The organism is Streptomyces sp. NPDC030222 (genome assembly GCF_055573115.1).
The window spans coordinates 46,999-69,163 of the sequence record NZ_JBVICA010000009.1 but is presented as its reverse complement, the minus strand read 5'-3'; the positions used below and the strand labels follow the sequence as shown (position 1 = coordinate 69,163).

The window sequence follows — 22,165 nt, the reverse complement described above, 5'->3', positions numbered from 1 at the left end:
GGGTTCCGGTCGGGGACGGGGTCTCTCTCGGACGGGGGCTGCCTCAGGCTCTTGGGCCTGGGCGGGTCAGGCTCTTGGGCTTGGGCGGGCCGCATGGCCTCACGGTCCAACCGTCGACCGGTCACGCCCTGTCGACACGCTCAACGCAAGGAAGGGGCGCGTCCCTTGAGGAACGCGCCCCTTCGTCACCGAACCGGCACGGCGTCAGATGTCGTAGTCCGTGTCCTGGCGCTCCTGCTCCTGCTGGCGCCGGCGCTGCTCGTCCATCTCCGGGGAGCGCTCGTCTCCGCGCCGCTGCTTGCGCTGCTGGCCGCGCTGCGGCTGGGGCTCGCTCTTGGAGCCCTGCATCCGCTGCCTGGACTGCTGCTGCTTGTTCTCGTGCGCCGGGTTCTGCTGCTTCTCCGACATGCCCATGCTGGCTCACTCCTAAGGGGTGATCGGGGGATTGGGCCTCGACCAGACTGACACGGCCGGACACAAGCCGCATGTCGGACAGTCACTCCCCGTAACGCCATTCCGGTCGCCTGTCGGCCGCCGCCGCTACCGCCTTCGCGCGCCCCCGGACGAGCCACCGGTACGCTCCTTCTCGTCGGCCGCGCCGCCGGCGCCCACGAGGCCCTTCGCGACGGCCCCGAGCCGCGGCTCGAACCGCCGCATCTCGCGCTGCCCCACGGTCGCGATGATCCCCGGGAGATACCCGCGCACCGACTGCATACCGCGCAGCCACCACTGGCCGTAGACATGGGCGGACCGCCGCTCGATGCCCGCGACGATCCGGTCGACGGAGGGGCCCAGCGGGTACGTACGGTTCGAAGGCCACGGCAGCCGTTGCCGCAACTCCCGCATCACACCGTCCAGATCGGCGCCGCGCACCATGTCGGTGTCGGTCCAGCTGAGGTAGCCGACGCCGACCTTGACGCCCTTGTGCGCGACCTCGGCCCGCAGACTGTGCGCGAACGCCTCGACTCCCGACTTCGACGCGCAGTACGCCGTCATCATCGGCGCCGGAACGATCGCGGCGAGCGAGGCGATCTGCAGGAAGTAGCCCCGGCTCTCGGCCAGTACCGGCAGGAACGCCCGGGCCGTGACCGCGCCCCCGATCAGATTGACCTCGATGACGCGCCGCCAGGCACCCGGGTCCGAGTCCGCGAACGGGCCGCCGGCCGCGACACCGGCGTTGGCCACCACGATGTCGACCTTGCCGAACCGCTCCTTGACCTCGCGGGCGACCCGCCCCATCGCCTCGTCGTCGGTGACGTCCGCGAACCAGTGCTCGCAGTCGGTGTGCAGCCGCGACGCGACCCGCTTCAGCTCCTCCGGCTCCAGGCCGACCAGCGCCACCTTGGCGCCGCGCGCGGACAACTTGCGGGCGAGCTGCTCGCCCACGCCGCGTGCCGCGCCGGTGACGACCGCGACCTGGCCCTGCAGACTCGTCCGGCTCACAGTGTGCTCTCCTTGGGGGTGACGTCCGTCGTACCGTCGCCGTCCTCGGCGCCGGCAGCGGTGATGTAGGTGGCGGCCAGCTCGCGGATGACCTCGGTGACCGCCTCGGGGGCCTCCACCGGGGACATGTGCCCGACGCCCGTGAGCTCGGTCAGTCCGACGCAGCGCGGCAGCTCCGCCGCGAGGAACCGGCCGTGCACCGGCGGGGTGAGCCGGTCCGCCGTGCCCGCGATCACGGCGGTGGGCACCGTCAGCCGCCGTACGCCGGCGTCCAGGTCGAGTTCCCCGAGGACCCGTGACCATGCGACGCGTACCCCGCGCGGGCAGGCGTGCACGATACGGGCGCAGGCGTCGACGCGGTCGGGAGCCGTGCCCGGCCCCATCGTCGCGTACTTCAGGATCCGCTTCGAGACGGGCGTGACCGGTCCGAGCGGGGGACGCGCCCTGAGCACCGCCTCGGTGATGCGGGTGCGCAGTCGTCCGGCGCGCATCGGCAGCACCAGCGATTCGGCGGTCAGCCGCCTGCTGCCCGTGCTGCACAGCAGGACGGCCGCGGCGTGCTCGGTCACCTTCGGCCGGCCGGCCGCCGCCATCAGCGTCATCCCGCCCATGGAGTGTCCGGCGAGCACAGCCTGCTCCCCCGGTTCCAGGGCGGTGGCGAGCACGGCCTCCAGGTCGTCGGCGAGGGCGCCGATGCTGTAGCCGCCGGGCCCCACGACCGGGCTACGGCCGTGGCCGCGCTGGTCGTAGGCGATCACCCGGTGGTCGGCGGCCAGTTCTCTGGTCTGCGCGGCCCAGAAGGCGGTGGAGCAGGTCCAGCCGTGGGCCAGGACGACCGCCGGGGCGCCCGCGGGGCCGTGCACCTCGACGTGGATCCGCGCCCCGTCGGTGGAGACGGCGGTCAGGCGGGTCACGCGACCGTCTCCTGCTGCTCGTTCTCCCTCTGCCCGTTCTCTCTCTGCTCGCTCCCCGTCGGCTCGTCGGTGTGCCTCCCGCCGGCGGCCCCCTGAGCCGGAGCCCGGAGGACCGCGTACTCCGAGAGGTCGACCTCGCGGGTCATCCGGCGGAACTCCCCCGTCGTGCCCGGCCAGACGGTGGTGTTGCGGCCGTTCGCGTCCAGGTACCAGCTGGTGCAGCCGCCGGTGTTCCACACGGTCCGCTTCATCCGCTCCTGGACGCGCCGGTTCCAGGCCTGTACCGCGGACGGCCGGGCGTCGAGGGCGACGCGGCCGCCCAGCACACGGAGCTGCCGCAGGTAGTCGGCCATGTAGTTCAACTGGGACTCGATCATCAGGATCATCGAGGAGTTCCCGAGGCCGGTATTCGGGCCGATGATCGTCATCCAGTTGGGGAAGCCCGCCGCGCTCGCGCCGCGCAGCGCCTCCATGCCGTCCTTCCAGGCCTCGGCCAGCGTGACGCCCTCGGCGCCGACGACCCGTTCGGCGATCGGCATGTCGGTGACGTGGAACCCGGTGCCGAGGACGATCACGTCGGCCTCGGTCTCGGTCCCGTCGGCCGCGACCAGCGTCGAGCCGCGCACCTCCCCGAGCCCGGAGGCGACGACGTCCACATTGGGCTGCGCGAGCGCGGGGTAGTAATCGCTGGACAGCAGGATGCGCTTGCAGCCGATGCGGTACGACGGGGTGAGCTTCTCCCGCAGCACGGGATCCTTGATGGACTTGGCCATATTGGCCTTGGCCAGGCGCTCGATCATCCCGAGCTGGTCGGGGCGTTTGGTGAACGCGCCGACCTGGAGTTCCCGGATGCCCCACAGCAGTCCGCGGCGGACGGTCCCGGTGAAGGGCAGCTGCCGGTGCAACCAGCGTTCCGTACCGGTGATGGCCCGGTCCATCCGCGGCATGACCCAGGGCGGGGTGCGCTGGAACAGGGTCAGCTTCCTCGCCCGGGGCTGGACGGCGGGGACGATCTGGATCGCGGAGGCGCCGGTGCCGATCATCGCGACGCGCTTGCCCGTGAGGTCGTGGTCGTGGTCCCAGCGGGCGGAGTGGAAGACCTTTCCGGGGAACTCGGCGAGTCCCGGGATGTCGGGGATCTTCGGGTCGGAGAGCGGCCCGGTCGCGGAGACGACGACGTCGGCGGTGATCGTGCCCCCGGTCGTCTCGATCGTCCACCGCAGGGCCGCGGTATCCCAGCGCATCAGCGTGACTTCGTGGTGGAAGCGGATGTGCGGGCGCAGGCCGAAGGTGTCGGCGACGTGCTCCAGGTACGCGCGGATGTGCTCCTGTCCGGAGAAGGTGCGGGGCCAGTCCGGGTTGGGGGCGAAGGAGAACGAGTACAGGTGCGAGGGCACGTCGCAGGCGCACCCGGGATAGCTGTTGTCGCGCCAGGTCCCGCCCACGGACCCGGCCCGCTCCAGGACGACGAAGTCGGTGATGCCTTCGCGGCGCAGCCGGACGGCGGCGCCGAGGCCCCCGAAACCGGATCCGATCACCGCCACGCGAACATGCTCGTGCTGGGCCATGCCTGCGCCTCCTCATGACTCCGCCAGCAATCACTGGCGCGATTGGGAGAGTAGAGCAGGCGCGTACTCCTGGGTAGAGGTGCGGCGGGCCAAGTTACCGGCGGTACAACATAGGCTTCCCCTGTGGCAGATGGACCCGAGCACCGCGAGTACCGCATGGAGGAGCTGGCCAAGGAGGCCGGCATCACGGTGCGCACCCTGCGCTTCTACCGCGAGCGCGGACTGATCCCGCCGCCCCGGAAGGAGGGCAGGATCGCCTGGTACGACGACCGCCATCTGGCCCGGCTCCGCACGATCGCCGCGCTGCTGGAGCGCGGCCACACCCTCAGCGGGATCGCCGACCTCGCCGCAGCCTTCGAGAGCGGCCGCGACGTGGGGGCGGCCCTCGGCCTGGCGGTCCAGCCGAGCGAGGAGACGCCGATCCGGCTGACCCCGGAGGAGCTGGCCGACCGCTTCGCGGGCCAGGTCACCGCCGAGAACCTGGCCGCGGCCATGGACCTCGGCTATCTCACCGCCGACGGCGAGGAGATCGTCCATATCAGCCGTCGGCTGCTCGACGTCTCGGCGGCACTGGTCCGCGAGGGCGTTCCGCTCTCCGAGGTCCTGGCCGCGGGCCGCCGGGTCCGCGAACACGCCGACGCGCTCGCCGACCTCTTCGTCACGCTCGTCCGCACCCACTCCGCGGACGCCGAACGCCTGCGCCCCCTGGCGAAGAGCGTCGTCGACGCGGAGCTCTCCCTGGCCATGGACCGCAGACTCCGCGAGGAGAACTGAAGCGACGGAGCGACGTGGCGCACCGAATCGGCGGACTGAAGCGGCGGACCCAAGCGGCTGGCCGAAGCGGATGGCTGAAACGGACCGGGCGGAATCGCGGCGGCGCGCAGCCGGTTGTCAGAGGTTGTAGACCGCCGTGACGGGTGCATGGTCGCTCCAGCGCTCCGGGTGCGTGGCCGCCCTCTCGACCCAGGCCTTCACTGCGCGCTCGGCGAGCCCAGGGGTTGCCACGTGGTAGTCGATGCGCCATCCGGTGTCGTTGTCGAAGGCCCGCCCCCGGTACGACCACCAGGTGTACGGCCCCTCGACGTCCGGGTGCAGGGCGCGCACCACGTCGACGTAGCCCGCCTCGTCGAAGACCCGGGTGAGCCATGCGCGTTCCTCGGGCAGGAAGCCGGACTTCTTGGTGTTCAGCTTCCAGTTCTTGAGGTCGGCGGGCTGGTGTGCGATGTTCCAGTCGCCGCAGACCAGCACATGGCGGCCGTCGGCCGCGGCCCGCTCCCTGAGCCGTCCGAGGTAGGGCAGGAACTCGTCCAGGAAACGCGTCTTCTCGTCCTGGCGCTCGGTGCCGACGTCCCCGGACGGCAGGTAGAGGCTGGCGACCGTGACCCCGGGCAGATCGGCCTCCACATAGCGGCCGCTGCCGTCGAACTCGCTGCTGCCGAATCCGATCTGCACTCGCTCGGGCTCGCGCCGGGACAGCAGGCCGACCCCCGCGCGGCCCTTGGCCGCCGCAGGGGCGTAGACGGTGTACCAGCCGTCCGGGCGCCGGACCTCCTCGGGCAGCTGCTCGGGTTCGGCCCGCACCTCCTGGAGCAGGACCACGTCGGCCGTGGTGCCGGCGAGCCACTCGACGTAGCCTTTCTTGGCGGCGGCGCGCAGCCCGTTCACATTCGCGGTCGTCACAGTGAGCATCCCGGCACTTTACCGTCAGCCCCTATTCTGCATGAATGTACGATCTTTAGCATGAACATACGTCCACTCCGCTACAACCACCCCGACGCCGTCGAGCTGAACGACCAGGTGCAGCTGGAGTACGTCGAGCGCTACGGCGGCGGTGACGACACCCCGCTCGACCCCGCGATGTTCGACCCTCCGCACGGCCTCTACCTGATCGCCTACGACGACGGGTCCCGCCCGGTGGCCAGCGGCGGCTGGCGCACCCAGGACACCAACGGCGAGGGCTACTCCGACGGCGACGCCGAACTGAAGCGGATGTACGTGGTCCCCGAGGCCCGCGGTCTGGGCCTCGCGCGGCGCATCCTGGCCGCCCTGGAGGACGACGCGCGGGCGGCCGGCCGGACCCGGATGGTCCTGGAGACCGGCGTCCTGCAGCCGGAGGCCATGGCCCTGTACGAGTCGAGCGGCTACGAGCCGTGCGTGAAGTTCGGCTTCTACCGCGAGTACGAGGAGAGCCGCTGCTACGCCAAGCCGCTGTGACCCGGGCCGGGCACCTGGCCGAGGTGCCGGTCCCGGCCGAGGCGGCCGGGCCGGGTCGGCCCGAGCCGGGCAGCGGTGCTCCGGTCCGTACGGCGGCGGCCCGCCGGGAGCCGGTCAGGCCTCCGTGCGGTTGAGCGTGTTGCCGATGCGGCGCGGCGCCGCGAACACTCCGTACACCCAGCCGAGCAGCAGCATCAGGACCAGCACGGCGCAGACCGCGGGCCAGTCCATCACGACGGGGGCGCCGTGCGGCCAGATCCGCGCGGCGGTCAGTCCCCATCCGGTGGCGAGTCCGAGTACCGCCGCGAGCACCGCGATCGTCAGGGACTGCCAGACGACGATGCGGCGGATGGCACGCGGCGCCAGACCGACACGGTGCAGGCGCACGAGGTCGGGCCGCAGCTCCGTCGCCGAGGCGGTCACGACCACACCGAGCGTCGTCACCACGGCTGCGAGGGCGAGACCGAGCAGCAGGTACCACAGGCTCCGCGGGGGGCTCTCCGGGCCCGTCTCGATCCGTACGTCGGACATGACGACGTCGACCGGTTCCAGGACCTTCGCGAGCCGGTCCTCCAGGGCCCCGTCCGGGGAGCGGTCCGCCGGCGAGGCGATGACGGAGTAGTCCATCGTCACCGCACCGAGGGAACGGGCGGTGGCGGTGGTGACATATGCCACGGCCCGGGTGCGCGAGGTGGCGTCCACGGGGTCGGAGAGCACGGCGCCGCTCGTGTCGCGGCGTTTGTCCGGTCCGTCGCCGCCGGTGGGCAGGGACAGCGTGACACGGTCCCGGGCGATGTATTCCGGAGCCAGCACCAGGACCCGCCCCTGGGCGAGCGCCCGCTGCTCTCGGGGGGACCAGTCCCTGCCCGTCAGGGCCTTGAACTTGACCGCGGTGTCGACGACTTCGACGGGCTGTACCCGTCCGGTGAACTCGCCGCCCGACTGCGCGGCGATGCTCCAGCCCGGTGTGAGGGCCGGCGTCGTGGCGGCTTCGAGCAGGCGCTTCTCGACCAGGGTCGTACCGCGGACCACGGGAGTGCCCTCGGGGAAGGCCGTGGCCATCGCCTGTTCGACCATGCGGGGACTGCTTCCCGCGTACAGCAGGGCCTCGACCTGTCCCAGATGCCGGCTGCCCACGTAGGTGGCCCGCTCCTGGGCGGCGACGCTGGACAGTGTGCCGAGCACGCCCACCGTGACGGCGAGCGCCACGGAACCGATCACGATCGCCGATACGGGCCGACGCGGGTCACGGGCGAACGTCCTCAGGGCGATCCGCGCGCTGAGGGAGCGGTCGGCCAGGCGCGCGCATCCGCGCAACACGTCTCCGATCCGGGTGAGCGTGGCGGCGGCGAGGCACACGATCCCGGCGACGGCGGCGACGGCAGCGGTCTCCTCCTGCGACGCGACCCTCGCCAGGGCGATGCACAGCGCGGCGAGTCCGCACAGCACCGGAGCCCAGAGACGGGCCCGGCCGCCACCCCGCCGGGGGGTGGCACGGGCCCTGTCACGGGCGGGGAGTCCCGCCGGATGCTGCGAGGTCAGGACGGCGGCCGTGGCCGCGGCCGCGATGGACAGCAGGACGGTCAGCAAGCCCTCCGCGAGGAGCGGATCGTAGGGAGAGACATCGCGGTCCGTCAGGCGCGGCACCATGGGCCGCGCGGCGAATGCGAGCAGGCTGCCGGTGATCCACCCGACGGGCACGGCGATCGCACCGGCCGAGACCGCACCGGAGACGGCGGCGATCCGCAGGTCCCGGTCGGAGAAACCCAGACCGGAGAGGATCGCGAACTCGGAGCGGGTGCGCCGCATGCGCAGCGCGAACGCGCCCGCGGCGACCACACCGAGGACGACGACACCGGGGACCAGCAGCAGGGCCGGTTCGCGCTCGACCAGCGTGCGTCCGTCGGCGATTCCGGAACGGGTCTGCAGCAGCAGTTCGCGCCCGGTGACGATGTCCTGTGCGGCCGCGATCCGGCGTGCGTCGCCCGCTACGAGAAGGCCGTAGTCGGGAGGCATGACGTTGGTCGTGTCGCTGCCCGTCCTGGGCCACTGGCGCAGCTGGCCCGGGGCGGCGAGATAGTCGTAGGCGGCGTGCGCCTGCGGGTTCTCGACGAGGCCGACGATGCGGGCGGGAGCGTCGCGCTTCCATCGGTAGGGCAGGACGTCACCCAGGCCGAGGGAGAGGTCGGCGGCCAGAGCACCGCTCACCGCGATCTCGCCGGTCCTGGCGGGGAAGCGGCCCTTGAGCAGGCGGTACTGTCCACGCGCCAGCGGGGAGGACCAGTCCGTGTCCAGGTAGCGCACCTCGACGGTGCGGTTTTGGGCCCATGCGGGGAAGCGGACGTTGCCGTCGATCGCGAGCAGGGTGATGCCCGGGACCCGGCGCTGCAGCTCCGCCCGCAGCTTGTCCGTCACCGCGGCGTCGGAGCTGGTCACGAATCCGTCGGCGTGGCCCATCACCTGGTCGGCTCGCTGCTTGGCGGACGGTGCCGCCGCGGCGAAGAGGCCGGCGGCGAGTGTGGCGAGCAGCACGGGCAGCGCCAGCAGCACGAGGAGCCCGATGCGCCGGCTGCCGCGCCCGATGACGGTGCGCCGGCCCACCAGGTGCAGGTGTCCGAGGAGGGCGCTCATTCCGCGCCGTCCGAGGAATCGTCGAAGGAGACCAGCACACCGTCGTGGAGCACGGCGACCAGGTCGGCATAGGTGAGGTTCGCGGAGTTGTGGGTGCTCAGCACCACCGTGACGCCGTCGTCGCGGAGTTCGCCCAGGATGGCCATGATCTCCGCACCCGTCTTGGAGTCCAGGGACCCGGTCGGTTCGTCCGCGAGCACCAGCCTGCGGTCGCCGACGATCGCCCTGGCGATGGCGGCGCGCTGCTGCTGCCCTCCGGAGACCTCGGAGGGGAACCGCTCCTCCAGGCCCTCCAGGCCGACGCGGGCCATCGCCTCGCGGGCCGACTCGTTGGCGCTCTGGCGGCCGGCTCCCGCGCCTTCCAGCGGCAGCCGCACGTTCTCGATCAGGGTGAGATCCGCGAGCAGACTGAAGTCCTGGTGGACGAAGCCGATTTCGCGCAGGCGCAGCGCGGCCGTCTCGGCCTGCGTCGCCGCATGGACGGGGTGCCCCAGTACCTCCAGGGTTCCCGAGTCGACCCGCTCGAGACCCGCGATGAGGTGGAGCAGGGTGCTCTTGCCGGAGCCGCTGGGCCCGGTCAGCGCGGTCATGGTGCCGACGGGCAGGGACAAGGACACGTCACGCAGTGCGGTCACCTCTTGCCGGCCCATGGGGAACGACTTGCCGACACCTGTGGCCGTGATCGCCGCGTCCTTGGTCACGTGGACCCTCTCTCTCGTACGCGCGTGGGGCGGCCGGAATCCGGCCGCCCCACCGATGAATCGTTCTCCGGCGACGCCGTCAGCAGGCCGTGGGCGAGCTGAACTTCTTCGCCGAGCTGGCGTCGTCGGAGTCACTGACGCTGAAGCTGTGGTTGCTGCTGTAGCTGTGCATGCAGTGCTTGGAGCCCTTGTAGTTGGCGTCCCAGTACCAGGCTGCGTCGTTCTTGTAGTTGCTGAAGTACGAGTCGACCTCGTCGTTGAAGCCGTAGTTGCTCAGGTGCGTGATCGCGGTCCTGCTGTTGGTCAGGTTGACCGAGCCGCCCTTGTAGTCGTCGTCCCGGTACATGCAGACCCAACCCGACTCGCAGCCGGCAGGCGCGGCATTGGCCGTGCCGAGCCCGCCGAGGATCATCGCAGTTCCGAACAGGCCGATCGTCAGCTTCTTACGCATCATGCGTCAGTCCCCCTTGGAAAACGCACAGTTGGTCTCTGCGCGCAGCGGAGGGGGACGGGTGCGGACACACCGATGCAGCCAACAGCCGTCCCCCGAACAGGTGTTGTGCGCGACGAACATACATTCACATGCGTCTCGTTGCATACCGATAGCCGATCTTCTTTGCGCGGAGCCCGTGCTGGCGGCGCTGGGAACGCCCTCACGACCGGACCACCGGCGAGCAATCCCATGGCGGAGGGGCCCCCGCCCCCGATCTCCGCGGTCACCCGCCCGCGACCACGGCCCTCCCGCTGTTCGCAGCCGCGACCCCGGCCGCGGCCGGGACTCCCCCGCGAGCCGCTCGCCCGGAGACGGGACACCCGAGCCGACGGGTGCGCCCGGGCCTCAGCGACCGGGACGTGCCGCGCGTCTCGATTCCGCCCGGCACCGCCGGACGGCGAAGAGCCAGGTGGTCGGCGGCTGCGGGCCCGGCGCCGCCCGGGGCGCACGGACCGCTGGAAGGACGCTTCAGCATGGACGCTCATCCGTCACGGCGGCCCGGTCGCTCACCCGCCGGAGGGCTCCTTCGCCGGCCGGCTCGGCCAGCCGGTAGACGCGCTCATCGAGTTCGCCGATCGTCTTGCGGTCGGCCTCGAGCGCCGCCGGGTCCGCGCTCGCCATGTAGACGGTGAGCGGGCTGCTGGGCAGGTCGACGGTCGGGCGGATGCGGCGACCGGGCCGGTACTTCACGGTGAGGTCGCGCACGGTGGGCAGGGCGGCGATCTCGTCGACCACGGCCTGGTCGACGCCGGCGACCACCCCGTCCAGCCGGGTCGTGGTGTCGTGCACGTACGCCTCCAGGCGCTTGGTGTACGTGCGGCCGCCGTACCGCTGCCGGAACTCCTCGGGTCGCGCGTAGGCGAGCGCGGTCACGGCGGCCTGGTTGGTGCCGAGACAGAGGTCCTGGAAGGCGGCGTGCAGGCCGCCGTTGAGACGGGCGGCGATCTCCACCAGTACCGGTCCCGACACGGTCATGATGACCTCGGCGTGGGCGGGGCCGTGCCGGATGTCGAGGGCCGCGAGGACGGTGTCGACATAGGCGACGAGCTCGGGCACGGGGTGCTCGCGCGGGTCGAGGAGGACGTCGCGGTCGTAGACGCGCCGCCCGGAGCCGATGTCGCGCTTGCGGTACTCCCAGACGCCGCACACGTACCGCGCCCCCTGGGAGCAGACCACGTCCACCACGTACTCGGTGCCGTCGAGGTACGACTGCGCGAGGGCCTCGGTATTGGGCTGCTGGAACAGGTCCTTGGCGGCCATGATCGAGTGGGCGGCACGGACGACGGCGTCGCCGTCGCGGCAGATGTGGACGTTGTCCGCACCGGAGGAGCTGATCGGCTTCACCACCACGGGCCGGCCGCCCTCCTGCTCGGCCCAGGCGCGCAGCTCCTCGGGGTCGGCGGAGCGGTGCTGGCGTGCGCACCGAATGCCCGCAGCCCGCAGGGCCTCGATCATCAGGAACTTGTCCCGGCGCGCGGCGGACAGGCGGATGCCGTTGGTCGGCAGTCCCAGGCGCTCGCTGAGTTCGTCGGCGAGCCGGACGCCGAACTCCGCTCCGGCGAGCACCGCCAGCGGCCGACGGCGGGCCAGCTCGCAGACCGCGACCTCCGGATCCGCGCCGACGAGGTTCTCCCGGTACGCGTCGAGCCGGGGCGGGGTCAGCGGGGCGATCAGTTCGGGGGTGCTCTGCACGTGGACGGCCTCGACGCCGAGCCGGGCGAACTCCGGTGGCAGGAAGTTGCCGGTCGAGTAGCCGTCCACGATCGCCACGATCTCGTTCATCGTCCACCTGCCCATGTCGCGATCTCGTTCATCGTCCACCTGCCCATCCCACGAGCGGCCCGCTGCCCAGGCCGACCACCAACAACACCGCGCCGAGCGCCAGCCAGCCGGGCAGCCCCATACCGAGCGGCAGCAGGCTCATCACGGCGGGCGCGACGGCCTCGACGGCCCCGCTGCCGAGCCCGAACACCCCCGCGTACTGGCCCTGGAGACGCGCGGGCGCGAGCCCGAAGCAGTATTCGTACGAGGCGGCCGCGTACCACAGCTCGCCGAGCGTGAAGACCGCCATGCCGACGAGCAGCAAGGCCGCCGCCGTCCACCGGGAGGAGCCCGACGCCAGGGCCATGAGCATGAGGCCTGCGGCGAAGGCGGCGCCCGCCCAGGCCATGCGCCGACCGGCCGTCCGTACGTCGTGCACGCCCCGGCTCACCGGGACCTGGAGCAGCACGATGAAGACCATGTTGAGCACCAGCACCGCGGAGACCATCCACCGGGGTGCGCTGGTGTGGCCGACGATCCACAGCGGGAGGAGGAAGCCGGAGACGGCGTAGTTCAGCGACAGCACCGCGTTCACCAGCGTGGCGCTGAGGTACGTGCGGTCCCGCAGCGCGGCCCAGCCCCGCTCGGTCTCCTCGGGGGCGTCGGCGCCGATCCGCGGCAGCCGCAGCAGGATGAGGCCGCAGCCGAGGTATGCCAGGGCACGGCACACCACGAGGGCCAGGTAGGCGGGCCGGCTGTCGATCTGGATGGCGAAGCCGGCCGCGACCGAGCCGAGCGCGAGGGCGAGGTTGGTGACCGACCGCAGGTAGCCGATGAACACGGTCGGGGTGCCGTCGGCGACGCCGCGGATGAGCGGGGCCTTGCTGGCCTCGTCGGCGGGGATGATCACGCCGGCGAAGAGGGAGACAGCGAGGAAGGACCAGAACGAGCCGACCAGCGTGAAGCAGGCGATTGCCACGGCGCCGCTGAGCATGACCGTGATGTGGACGCGCCTGGGTCCCCACCGGTCGGCGAGCCGCCCGACCAGGATTCCGGCGATCAGGCCGGTCATCGCCCCGCCGAACAGGCCCATCGCGACCTGTTCGGCGGGCAGCCCGACGACCCGGGTGAAATAGAGGGCGCCTGCGGTGGTGAACATCCCGCCGCCGAAGCTGTTCGCGAAGGTGGCGGCGGTCAGGACCCGCTGCGCCGGCGAAACCGGGAGGAGCCTGCGCATGCCGGTGGGCGCCGGCGGGGACGTCACGGCCACAGCGCGTCCCCGAACCGGGCCTCGGGGCGAAGGGCTTGCTGCAGTTCGCGCAGTTCGCGGGGGGTGAGACCGTCGGGGACGACCTTGACCCGGGTGCGGAACCAGCCCCACACGGAGTCGAAGCGCGCCTGGAGTTCCTCGGCGGTGTCCGCCTTCACCATGAACTGGCCGATCCGCTGGTCGGTGCCGGCGACTTCGGGGCTGCGGTCGCCGACGGGCCGCTCGATCCGGACGAACTCGACTCCGGGCAGGGCGGTGATCTCGTCCGCCGACGGGCAGTCGACGAGCAGGCCGGGGCGCGCGGTGAGGTAGGCGCCGCCGATGGCGTCGGGGCGTACCTTGACGTCGAGTCCGGGCCGTCGGCCGAGCGCGATCTGGATGGCGCACTCCGCCAGGTCCACGTTGAACTTGGCCTGCACGACCTCCTGCACGAGTGCGCCGCCGCGCCGGGCGGCGCACTCGCCGAAGGTGAGGGTGCCGGTGTCGGAGTCGTGGAAGAGCTCCATGTGGAACATGCCGTCGCGCAGGCCCAGGGCCTTGAGGGCGGCGGTGATCACCGGCAGTGCCCGGTCGTGTGCCCAGCCCTCGGTGGCCGGGTCGAAGTGGCGGAAATGCAGGGGGCGGCCGGAGTCGACGGCGGTGAGACAGGGGTCACCGTACCGCCCGAGGGCGCAGAAGAGCAGTTCGCCGTCGACGAGGACGCCGTCGGCGATCCACTCCTCGCCCCGGACGAACTCTTCGAGGACGAAGGTGCGCTGGGCGGTGCGCTGACCACGGTACGCGGCGCTGCGCTGCCGCAGCTCGGCCGGTGAGGCGACGACGGAGGTCCGTTCGGTGGCCGCGCCCGCCACCGGCTTCAGTACGGCTTTGCCGAAGGGGAGTTCACCGAGCGCGCCGACGTCGTGCACGTCGTCGATGACGGCGGTGCCCGCCGTGGCGATGCCGGCGGCCCGGACCTCGCGCTTCTGCACGGACTTGTCGCGGAACCGCACGGCGGTCTCCGGCGGGGTGGCGGGCAGTCCGAGGTGCCGGGCCAGCAGGCCGACCATGACCATGGAGTCCTCGTCGGTGGTGTACACGGCGTCGAAGGCCCGGTCGGCGAGGCCGGCCCGGTCCAGGGCCATGAGCACGGCCTCCGGGTTGGTGTGGTCGTCGACGCGGAGCACGGTCACGGCGTCGGGAATCGTGATGTGTCCCTGGTCCCAGGACGCGGCGCCGCAGACGACGGTGGTGTCGAGGCCGAGGCGGACGCAGGCCCGCATGCCATAGCGATCGAGGCCTACGAGCAGGATCTTGGGGGGGCTGGTGTTCTCCATGGCGTTTCCTTCCTCATGCCTCGGGCCCGGGAACTCCCGCGCGCGGCGGTCCGGGCGCCGGCCACGCGGAGCGGGGCCATTGACTCAGAACTGGCAATATATTGTCAACAGACAGGCAAACAACGGGCGGTCAACCAGCCGGTATCCCGCTGTACTCATTGCTGCAACTGGGCAATATGTGGCAACATCCGCGATGTTCTGGCAGGCGACGTCGAGGGGAACGCCATGAGATCCTTCTGGCTGCTGACCGGGGCCACGGCCGTGTCCATGGCCGGAAACACCTTCCTCTACCTGGCGGTTCCCTGGGCGCTGGTCCAGTCGACCGGCTCCACCCTGCTGGCCGTCCTCAGCATGGCCGCGCAAACGGCGCCGTTCCTGGCCGCGCCTTTTCTCGGCGCGTTCATCGACCGCCACGAGCCGCGGCGCCTGTTCATCGCGGGCGAGTTGGTGCAGGGCGCCTGCGTCGCACTGATCCCGCTGCTGCTGGCAGCCGACCGGATCGCGCTGGTCTTCGCCTCGTTGTGCCTGATGGGGCTCGCGAAGGTGGTCTCGGACGTGGCCGGGGACTACGGCCTGATTCCGGCGCTGGTACCGCCCGAGCGGCTGGAGCGGGCGACCAGCTGGTTCAACTCGACCCAGCTGGTGGCCCGGTTCGCCGGTCCAGCCCTGGCCGGCGTGACCATCGCGGCGGCGGGGCCCGCCTGGGCGTTGGAGATCGACGCGGCCACGTTCCTCGTCACCGCCGTGACTGCGCTCTTCCTGCCCAAGGCCGCCCGGCGGGCCGAGAAGACCGCCGCCTCCGTGGGCACCCTGCTGCGGGAGGGCATCGCGTACTTCCGCTCCCGCCCGGACCTGCGGCGCCTGACGGCCGCCGTCGCGCTCTACAACCTCGGCGCGGGGGCGCTGGAGCCGACCCTGCTCACCGCCGGCACCGAACACTGGCACTGGTCGTCGGCCGCCCTGGGCGCTGCGGTGTCCTGCGGTGCCATCGCCGCGGCGCTCGGCGCGTGGGTGAGCCCCCTGGTCCCGGCCGGCGAGGGCCGCCGGCGGCTGCGCGTCGGCGTGTGGCTCGGGGTGGCCGCACTGGGGTCGTGCGGGCTGCTCGTCGACGCCCCGCTGGTCGTCGTGCTCGGCTTCTGCCTGCTGTGCTTCGGCGAGGGCGGCGTGAACACGACCACGATGGCGTACCGGCAGCACGAGATTCCCGCGGAGCTCAGCGGCCGGGTCAACACCGTCATCCGGACCTTCGTCACCGGGGCCGTGCCCGTGTCGTCGTTGCTGCTCGGGCTGACCGTGGGCCTGTCCGGCTCGTTCCTCGTCTTCCTGCCCGTCACGGCGACCGCGGTGCTCGCCGTGCTCCTGTGGTCCGCCCCCACCGGCCGCCGCCGGCCGGCGGCCCCGCACGCTCCCCTGGTCCCCGTGACCGGGCGCCGGGCCGCGTGACGGCCGAGGCCGACATCCCCGGCTGCCCCCGCCCCTCCCACCCGACCTCTGACACGAACGGATACAGCGGATGGACATCGTCGATCACCACGGACTGTCCGTCGCCCACATCGACCCCGCCGAGCTGGCCGGTCGCCCCTGGCTGCGGGCCGGCCGGCCCGTCGACGTGGTGCGCACCACGGCACCTCCGAGGGAGGTGTACGGCGAGCTCGCCGCGGCCGGCTTCATCCGGAAGCCGGCCCTGCTGTCGTGGACCGCGGAACTGGGCGCCGACGAGAGCGAGTTCCTCGCCCGGCTGGACAACAAGGCGCGGCAGGACATCCGGCGGGCGCGCACCCGGGCGGAGCGGACGCTGACCCTGACGGTCCACGACCCGATCGGGCCGGAGACGCTGGACCGGTTCCTGGCGCTCTATCGGCAACGGGTCGACGAGATGACGTACGGCATCGCGATCGCCTGCAAGCAGCGGGAACGGCTGCTGGACGGGCGCGAGAAGTACGTCGCGGTCATGGCTACGCGGGACGGCGAACTGGCCGGCGGCTGTGTGGTCCTGGAGTGCCCCGGGCAGGACGCGGTGCGGATCCGGTTCTCGGCGGTGACCGAGGAGTGGCGCCGGGACTCGCTCGCCCGCACGCTCTACTTCGCCGCGATGCGCACCGCCCGCGAGAAGGGATACCGCTGGGCGACCCTCGGCGACGAGCCCAATCTCTACGGCCATCTGACCAAGGCGGGGCTGTTCCGGTTCAAGACGAGGATGGGGTTCCGCTGTGTGCCGTCCCAGGACTTCCACGACGAGGAGGGCACCGACGAGGCCGATCTGGTCCTGGGCCTGGAGCGGCTGTGCGACCCGTGCCTGATCCTGGGGTACGCCTCGGACGCCCCGGGTGACCGCTCGCTGCGCGCCCATCTCGTCACCAGCACCCCCACCGACCTGCGCGCCTACACCGCCCCGTTCCTGGCGGGCGTCGTCCGGGCGGCGCCGGCAGGGTCGTCCTGACAAGGGCAGACGCCGTGATGCGGCGGCCGCGGCTTTCGCGCCGTGGCCGCCGCATCACGGCGTCTGCGTGTGTTCCCGGTCTGCGCGGGGCGGCGTCGAAGGTTCCGGACGCGGGGCGGCCGTGCGGGTGCCCCGGGCTGATGGCCCGAGGTGCCCGCACGGCCGTGGCCGTCACGTGCCGCCGTCACATAGTGGTGGCGCCGCCGGCGGTGAACTCCGCGGTGCTGCCGCGCAGGGCGACGCCGGGCCGGCCGTCGACGCCGACCGTGGTGGTGCCGGCGACCGTGACCCGCTCGCCGCGGCGGTGCTGGTCGCCGTAGTCGTGTACGGCGTAGTGCAGCGTGGACCGGTTGTCCCACAGGACGAGGTCGCCGACCTGCCACTTCCAGCGGACCGTGTACTCCGGCTTGGTGGCGTACTCCAGCAGGACCCGGAGCAGGTCGCGGCCGGCCTGCGGACTGCAGCCGTCGACGCTGCGCGCGAACCCGCCGAGGAACAGCGAGCGCTCGCCGGTCTCCGGGTGCACCCGGACGGCCGGGTGCTCGGCGGAGAAGACATTCTTGAGATAGCTGGTGCGGATGTCGCCGGTGTAGGTGGCGTCGGTGAAGTCGGAGTCGTTGGAGTGGACGACCCGCATCCCGTCCGCCAGCACGCGCAGCCCCTCGGGCAGGTCCCGGTAGGCGGCCGCCGTGTTCGCCCAGATGGTGTCGCCGCCGACCGGCGGGCAGACCACGTTGTGCAGGATGGCGATGGCGGGCGGGTTCTCCATGTAGGTGAAGTCGGCGTGCCAGTAGTTGGCGCGCGTGCCCTCGCCCCGGGAGTCCATCTCGCGCAGCAGCGGCCGGCCCTCGGGGCCGCCGTAGATCGGGTGGCCGAGCGTCAGCTCGCCGAAGCTGCGGCCGAAGACGACGAGCTCGTCATAGTCGAGCCGCTGCCCGCGCAGGAAGATCACCTTGTGGGTGAGGAGTGCCTGCCTGAGTTCGGCGGCCACGGAGTCACCGAGCGGACGGGAGGCGTCCACGCCGGTGATCTCGGCGCCGATGTTTCCCGCGAGCTGCTTCACCCCGACCCGGGTGCCACTGTCGGCAGTCATGACATCAGTCATGCGTTTGGACCTTTCTGGCTGTGTGGGGGCGCGAACCATGCGCGTCACGGCCGGGAGAGTCCCACCGTCGAGGCGGACTCTCCGTACGTCCTGCACAGGGATCGTCGCCGGTTGCGCGCCTCGGAACGGGACCTATGTTGCCAGCATTTGCCTATACTGGCAATAGATGGCGAAGGTGCAGGTGAAGGGGTGGGAAAAGCACGACCGGCCCGGGAGGCGGGCCTCCCGGGCCGGTCGTGCGGTCGGTACGCCGACGGTCGGTAACGTCAGAGGAAGTGACCGCTGGCGAGGTACGGCGCCGGCTCGGCCATGCCCCGGAGCGCGAGGTACCCCTCCTGTCCGATGTCCAGCCGGGCGGCCAGGCCGACGTCCACCGCCCAGTGGTTGGCGGTGGTGATGCAGTTGACCAGCGTGTCTCCGCGCGAGGAGGCGAGCGCCTCCCACAGCAGGTTCCCGGCAGTCTCCGGGTCCGCCGCGGCGAGCAGGACGGCCCGGTTCTCCTCGTGGTCGAAGTACATGTACCCCGGCCGCCGCTGGTCCTCCGTGACGACGAGCCGCAGCCGGTCCAGCATGTAGGTGTGGTCGACCCCGTGGCCGGCCCCGCGCAGCCGTTCGTCCAGCAGGTCCATCCATGCGAGATCCTCGGACCCGCCTTCCCGGAGTCCGCGGATCGCCGGGAGCGTGGACCGGTCGACCGTACCCACCATGCGCATCTGCGGGTGGAGCAGGAAGTCCGCCATCCGGTAGCGGCGGGTCGCCCCCGGGTGCACCGTGGAAGAGAACAGCCCGGCGCGACCGTCGGCGTGTGCCAGCGCCGCGTCCATCAACCGTCTGCCGATGCCCTGGCCCTGATACCGGGTCAGCACCCCGTAGGTGGCCAGGTACCAGACGCGGCCGCGGTTCTGCGACATGGCGAAGCCGACCACGTCGCCCTCCTCGTCGACCGCGGCCCAGCACCCTCCGGGATCGGTCCGGAGGTAGAAGCGCATGCGTTCGATCCACTGTTTCGAAGCGATCGCCGAGCGGGGCCGGATCTCGGGCTCGCAGACCCTTCTGCTGCGCTGGTCCGCCTCGAAGAACAGCGCCGCCGAGGCCCGCTCCGCCGACGGGAGGTCTTCCTCGCACGCCGGCCGCACCTGCACTGATTCCATTGTCACAACCTACCGACCACCTCGGCCGACCCTTCTGCGTTCGTTCCTTGGCATGCACCGAACGGGCGTGCGCGCCCGGTCAGTTCTCCCCCTCGCGGATCGCCGCCAGGGTTTCCGCGAGACTGCGCCACGTCTCGGCGGCGAGCTCGACGTTGTGCGCCTCCTGGGCCTCCCGCGCGAGCTCGCCCAGGCGGCGCACGCCCTCCGTCGTCCGGCCGGCGAGGACGTCCAGCTTTCCGCACAGCACCTGCAGCCGGATCCGGTCGCGGAAGGACAGCCGGAGGTCCAGCCCGTGGATCTGCGCGCACACCTCGCGCGCCCGGTCCAGGTCGCCCTCCTCGAAGGCGAGCCGGGCCTGCAGCGACAGCGCCTCCTGGCGGTGCACCTCGGTGCCGACCAGCTCCAGCGCGGGGCCTGTCTGCTCCAGCGCGGCGCGGGCCTTGGCCGTCTGCGGCGGCACGGTCTGCAGCAGCAGGGACGCGGCGGCGAGGCGCAGCCGCAGCCACAGACCCAGGTCCTCATGGCTGTCCAGCCCCGCCAGCGCGCGCTCCAGCAGGTCGCTCGCCTCCCGGTAGGCGCCTCGGCGGTTCCCGACGGTCGCCGCGGCCCACAGCGCCTTGGTATGGGCGGCGCCGCCGGCCGGCTCGGTGAGCTCGCACAGCTCAGCGGCGTGCGCCGCGGCATCGGCGAGCCGGCCCGCCTCGGCTTCCGCGGACACCAGCGCGTGCAGGGCGCCGGCCCGGTCGGTCAGGGTGAGGCCGGCGGCGGCGTCCACGGCGGCGGAGGCGTACTCGCACGCCTCCGCGACCCGGCCCAGGGTGCGCGCGCAGCGGGAGCGCTGGGTGTACGCGCGGGCGCGCAGCTCGGCAAGTCCCAACTCGTCGGCTAGCTCGATCAGTTCGCCGGCGAGCTCGCACTCCTCCTCTTGCCTGCCCTGTTTGCCGCGCATCCGGGCCAGCAGCCACAGCGCCTGCCAGCGCAGCGCGGGGTCCTGCCGGTCATCGGCCCGCAGGGCCGCGGTGAGGATGTCGGCCAGGGCCTCGTCCAGGTCGTCGTCGGCCACCGAGGTGACGGAGGCGAGGACCTGCGCGAGCACCGGGCCCTTCTCGTGTGCGAAAGCGGACTCGGGAACCCCGAGCCGTTCGGCCAGATAGCTCACGATCCTGGCGGTCGGCGGCCGGGCGCCGGACTCCAGACGCGACAGGTAGCCGGTCGACACTGTGTCTCCGGCGAGCGCCGCCTGAGACAGTCCGCGGCCCACGCGGAGCGCGCGGAGGCGTTGCCCGAAATACGGCTGTTCCAGCATCTGAACCTCGGAGGGCGTGGGCTGACGCTCGACAAAAGCCTCAACCTCAAGACGTGTTGGGGTAGTATGCCCGTTGTAGGCAATGTTGTCAATTACAGGTAATCCGGTTCGGACCTTCCCCGGCACCTGTCGACACGCGCCCCGGAGTCACTGATCGAGAGACTCAAAACCCTGGGCAACAGGGAAGGATGACGTTCGGCGACGATCGGTCGCCGTCTCGCGATCCCCCCGCCTCAGCGCCGAGTGTCATCATGACGTCACAGTCTGTTCTCCCTCAATATTGCCACTACTGGAAACACGTGGCAATATTCCGGCACCGGCCGGCAGGGCACCGAACCGCGACGAAAGGTCCGTGCGATGAAGAACGTTCTGCTCATCAACTCCAGCCGAGAGATCGCGGCGCGGATGCTGCAGGACCGGACGGGTATCCGGCTCTCGGTGATCACGATGCCCGAGTACTCGGGCTACTACGACGCCGGCACGGACGTCGAAGTGGTGGAGACCATCGAGGACCTGACCCAGGTGCGGCTGGCGGCGCTGCGCATCCGCGAACGGAACCCGTTCCGGTACGTGGTGTCCCCGTCGGAGTGGAGCATCCAGCCCGGCGGCTACGTCCGTTCCTACTTCGGCCTGCCCGGTCCCGGTTACCAGGTGGCCAACGCCTTCTCCAACAAGTTCGTGATGAAGCAACAGCTGGCCGCGGCCGGGCTGCCGGTGGCCGGGTTCCGCGGACTGGGCCGGTTCGCCGACGCGCCGACCGCGGCGGCGGAGCTCGGCTGGCCGCTCGTGGTCAAGCGCGCCTGCGGCGGCGGCTCCGAGTACGTCCTCGCCGTCCGGGACGCCGACCACCTGCGGCTGCTCGCCGACGCCCCGGACACGGAGCGGCTGCGCACGGCTCCGTATCCGCTGATGGCCGAGGAGCTGGTGGACATCGAGGCCGAGTTCCACTGCGACGGTGTCGTGGTGGACGGCACCGTCCGGTTCCAGCCGGTATCCCGCTACTTCGAGCCCGTGCTGCGCAGCGTGGGCGGGGCCATCTGCTCGTACACGCTGCCCGACGACCACCCGGACGCCCGGGCCGTCGCCGCGCTGCACGAGCGGGCCGTCGCCGCGCTCGGGCTGACCGACGGGGTGACCCACCTGGAGGTGTTCAAGTCCCCGCGCGGCTACCTGGTCGGCGAGGTGGCCTGCCGGCCGGGCGGCGGCGGCATCGCGGACCAGATGAAGCACCAGTACGGCGTGGACCTGTGGAGCACGTTCCTGTCCGTCTCCCTGGGCGAGCCGGTCTACGTCGACGCACTGCCGCGTACCGACCACCTGATCCAGTACATGCTGCCGCGGCCCGTGGGCACGGTCACCTCGGTCACCTCCGCGCAGGAGTTGCTTGCCGCCCCGGGCGCCGTGTACGCGAGCGTCAAGACGAAGCCCGGGGACACCCTGGAGGGTCCGCTCGACTCCTCCGTCTACGCGGGCGTCGTGCTGCTGCGGGCCGACACCGAGGCGCAAGTGCGCGACCGGGTGGCGGACATCGGCCGCCGATTCCGGATCGAGGTCGCCGAGCCCGCGGCCGCCCGGCCGCTCACGGCCGGCGGCGCGGCCGGGAAGGACTGACTCGGGGCGGCCCCGCCCCGCCGGAGGTGGAGGTGGAGGGGTTGGCCGACCGGCAGCCGCGGAGACGGTGCGGGCCCGTATCGACTGTGGTCACGCGCTCGCGCTGGACCCGGGTGATCCCGGCTTCGTTTTCTCAGTGCTGTCGGAGTACCGGGACCACCTGGCGGGGGCGGACACAGCAGCGGACGGCCGGCACGCCCCACGGGTGTGCCGGCCGTCCGCTTCGCGTCTCCGGGTGGCC

The 22,165-nt window shown here is 71.8% G+C and carries 19 protein-coding genes; 5 read left to right on the top strand and 14 right to left on the bottom strand.

Features of this window, described 5'->3' with window-relative positions:
• Positions 1-204: 204 nt before the first annotated feature.
• From ACZ4Z5_RS15510 to ACZ4Z5_RS15495, 4 genes are all read right to left on the bottom strand, one after another.
• Entirely contained in the window at positions 205-414 is a 210-nt protein-coding gene (locus ACZ4Z5_RS15510) for a hypothetical protein (protein ID WP_468262240.1), read from the bottom strand.
• Positions 415-540: 126 nt separating this feature from the next.
• Positions 541-1,443 carry an SDR family oxidoreductase gene (locus ACZ4Z5_RS15505; RefSeq protein ID WP_468262237.1) on the bottom strand — a complete coding sequence of 301 codons (903 nt, stop codon included), beginning with the start codon at positions 1,441-1,443 and terminating at the stop codon, positions 541-543.
• Positions 1,440-2,357 (bottom strand): alpha/beta fold hydrolase, encoded by a 918-nt coding sequence (locus ACZ4Z5_RS15500; RefSeq protein WP_468262235.1) that lies wholly within the window; start codon positions 2,355-2,357, stop codon positions 1,440-1,442. The genes ACZ4Z5_RS15505 and ACZ4Z5_RS15500 overlap by 4 nt, the downstream gene beginning before the upstream one ends.
• Entirely contained in the window at positions 2,354-3,925 is a 1,572-nt protein-coding gene (locus ACZ4Z5_RS15495) for a flavin-containing monooxygenase (protein ID WP_468262232.1), read from the bottom strand. Before ACZ4Z5_RS15495 ends, ACZ4Z5_RS15500 begins: the two co-directional genes overlap by 4 nt.
• 123 nt (positions 3,926-4,048) lie before the next feature.
• Here ACZ4Z5_RS15495 and ACZ4Z5_RS15490 point away from each other — a divergent pair, with 123 nt between their 5' ends.
• Positions 4,049-4,699, top strand: coding sequence for a MerR family transcriptional regulator (locus ACZ4Z5_RS15490; protein ID WP_468262229.1), 651 nt, complete (start codon positions 4,049-4,051; stop codon positions 4,697-4,699).
• A 117-nt stretch (positions 4,700-4,816) separates the two neighbouring features.
• Here the strand turns inward: ACZ4Z5_RS15490 and ACZ4Z5_RS15485 are convergent, their stop codons facing one another.
• Entirely contained in the window at positions 4,817-5,614 is a 798-nt protein-coding gene (locus ACZ4Z5_RS15485; RefSeq protein WP_468262226.1) for an exodeoxyribonuclease III, read from the bottom strand.
• 51 nt (positions 5,615-5,665) lie between these two features.
• Between ACZ4Z5_RS15485 and ACZ4Z5_RS15480 the strand changes: the two genes are divergently transcribed.
• The gene (locus ACZ4Z5_RS15480; protein WP_468262223.1) at positions 5,666-6,139 is read left to right on the top strand and encodes a GNAT family N-acetyltransferase; all 474 of its coding nucleotides are present in this window, start codon (positions 5,666-5,668) and stop codon (positions 6,137-6,139) included.
• Positions 6,140-6,253: 114 nt separating this feature from the next.
• Here the strand turns inward: ACZ4Z5_RS15480 and ACZ4Z5_RS15475 are convergent, their stop codons facing one another.
• From ACZ4Z5_RS15475 to ACZ4Z5_RS15450, 6 genes are all read right to left on the bottom strand, one after another.
• Positions 6,254-8,770 (bottom strand): hypothetical protein, encoded by a 2,517-nt coding sequence (locus ACZ4Z5_RS15475; RefSeq protein ID WP_468262220.1) that lies wholly within the window; start codon positions 8,768-8,770, stop codon positions 6,254-6,256.
• The gene (locus ACZ4Z5_RS15470) at positions 8,767-9,471 is read right to left on the bottom strand and encodes an ABC transporter ATP-binding protein (protein WP_468262218.1); all 705 of its coding nucleotides are present in this window, start codon (positions 9,469-9,471) and stop codon (positions 8,767-8,769) included. The genes ACZ4Z5_RS15475 and ACZ4Z5_RS15470 overlap by 4 nt, the downstream gene beginning before the upstream one ends.
• A gap of 79 nt (positions 9,472-9,550) precedes the next feature.
• Entirely contained in the window at positions 9,551-9,925 is a 375-nt protein-coding gene (locus ACZ4Z5_RS15465) for a peptidase inhibitor family I36 protein (protein ID WP_468262215.1), read from the bottom strand.
• Between the two features lie 507 nt (positions 9,926-10,432).
• Positions 10,433-11,785, bottom strand: coding sequence for an ATP-grasp domain-containing protein (locus tag ACZ4Z5_RS15460; RefSeq protein ID WP_468262212.1), 1,353 nt, complete (start codon positions 11,783-11,785; stop codon positions 10,433-10,435).
• Positions 11,775-12,989, bottom strand: coding sequence for an MFS transporter (locus tag ACZ4Z5_RS15455; RefSeq protein WP_468262209.1), 1,215 nt, complete (start codon positions 12,987-12,989; stop codon positions 11,775-11,777). Before ACZ4Z5_RS15455 ends, ACZ4Z5_RS15460 begins: the two co-directional genes overlap by 11 nt.
• Complete coding sequence (locus ACZ4Z5_RS15450) at positions 12,986-14,311, bottom strand: ATP-grasp domain-containing protein (RefSeq protein WP_468262206.1); 1,326 nt, start codon at positions 14,309-14,311, stop codon at positions 12,986-12,988. Before ACZ4Z5_RS15450 ends, ACZ4Z5_RS15455 begins: the two co-directional genes overlap by 4 nt.
• Before the next feature lie 225 nt (positions 14,312-14,536).
• On the opposite strand from ACZ4Z5_RS15450, the gene ACZ4Z5_RS15445 reads away from it, so the two are divergent.
• Positions 14,537-15,754, top strand: coding sequence for an MFS transporter (locus tag ACZ4Z5_RS15445; protein ID WP_468262204.1), 1,218 nt, complete (start codon positions 14,537-14,539; stop codon positions 15,752-15,754).
• 70 nt (positions 15,755-15,824) lie between these two features.
• Positions 15,825-16,751: a GNAT family N-acetyltransferase gene (locus ACZ4Z5_RS15440; RefSeq protein ID WP_468262201.1), complete on the top strand. Its 927-nt coding sequence runs from the start codon at positions 15,825-15,827 to the stop codon at positions 16,749-16,751.
• Positions 16,752-16,935: 184 nt separating this feature from the next.
• Here ACZ4Z5_RS15440 and ACZ4Z5_RS15435 read toward each other — a convergent pair whose 3' ends face one another.
• The 3 genes from ACZ4Z5_RS15435 to ACZ4Z5_RS15425 form a co-directional block, all read right to left on the bottom strand.
• The gene (locus tag ACZ4Z5_RS15435; RefSeq protein WP_468262199.1) at positions 16,936-17,844 is read right to left on the bottom strand and encodes a TauD/TfdA dioxygenase family protein; all 909 of its coding nucleotides are present in this window, start codon (positions 17,842-17,844) and stop codon (positions 16,936-16,938) included.
• Positions 17,845-18,122: 278 nt separating this feature from the next.
• Positions 18,123-19,007 (bottom strand): GNAT family N-acetyltransferase, encoded by an 885-nt coding sequence (locus tag ACZ4Z5_RS15430; protein WP_468262197.1) that lies wholly within the window; start codon positions 19,005-19,007, stop codon positions 18,123-18,125.
• A gap of 79 nt (positions 19,008-19,086) precedes the next feature.
• Complete coding sequence (locus ACZ4Z5_RS15425) at positions 19,087-20,313, bottom strand: helix-turn-helix domain-containing protein (protein WP_468262194.1); 1,227 nt, start codon at positions 20,311-20,313, stop codon at positions 19,087-19,089.
• A gap of 357 nt (positions 20,314-20,670) precedes the next feature.
• Between ACZ4Z5_RS15425 and ACZ4Z5_RS15420 the strand changes: the two genes are divergently transcribed.
• On the top strand, positions 20,671-21,924 hold the full coding sequence (locus tag ACZ4Z5_RS15420; protein WP_468262191.1) for an ATP-grasp domain-containing protein: 1,254 nt from the start codon (positions 20,671-20,673) through the stop codon (positions 21,922-21,924).
• Positions 21,925-22,165: the final 241 nt, after the last annotated feature.

Coding starts and splice junctions, on each gene's coding strand:
- ACZ4Z5_RS15450 (WP_468262206.1), bottom strand. CDS start 14,311: ATGGAGAACACCAGCCCCCCCAAGATCCTGCTCGTAGGCCTCGATCGC.
- ACZ4Z5_RS15440 (WP_468262201.1), top strand. CDS start 15,825: ATGGACATCGTCGATCACCACGGACTGTCCGTCGCCCACATCGACCCC.
- ACZ4Z5_RS15425 (WP_468262194.1), bottom strand. CDS start 20,313: ATGCTGGAACAGCCGTATTTCGGGCAACGCCTCCGCGCGCTCCGCGTG.
- ACZ4Z5_RS15485 (WP_468262226.1), bottom strand. CDS start 5,614: ATGCTCACTGTGACGACCGCGAATGTGAACGGGCTGCGCGCCGCCGCC.
- ACZ4Z5_RS15495 (WP_468262232.1), bottom strand. CDS start 3,925: ATGGCCCAGCACGAGCATGTTCGCGTGGCGGTGATCGGATCCGGTTTC.
- ACZ4Z5_RS15480 (WP_468262223.1), top strand. CDS start 5,666: ATGAACATACGTCCACTCCGCTACAACCACCCCGACGCCGTCGAGCTG.
- ACZ4Z5_RS15475 (WP_468262220.1), bottom strand. CDS start 8,770: ATGAGCGCCCTCCTCGGACACCTGCACCTGGTGGGCCGGCGCACCGTC.
- ACZ4Z5_RS15430 (WP_468262197.1), bottom strand. CDS start 19,007: ATGGAATCAGTGCAGGTGCGGCCGGCGTGCGAGGAAGACCTCCCGTCG.
- ACZ4Z5_RS15420 (WP_468262191.1), top strand. CDS start 20,671: ATGAAGAACGTTCTGCTCATCAACTCCAGCCGAGAGATCGCGGCGCGG.
- ACZ4Z5_RS15445 (WP_468262204.1), top strand. CDS start 14,537: ATGAGATCCTTCTGGCTGCTGACCGGGGCCACGGCCGTGTCCATGGCC.
- ACZ4Z5_RS15435 (WP_468262199.1), bottom strand. CDS start 17,844: ATGACTGCCGACAGTGGCACCCGGGTCGGGGTGAAGCAGCTCGCGGGA.
- ACZ4Z5_RS15510 (WP_468262240.1), bottom strand. CDS start 414: ATGGGCATGTCGGAGAAGCAGCAGAACCCGGCGCACGAGAACAAGCAG.
- ACZ4Z5_RS15465 (WP_468262215.1), bottom strand. CDS start 9,925: ATGATGCGTAAGAAGCTGACGATCGGCCTGTTCGGAACTGCGATGATC.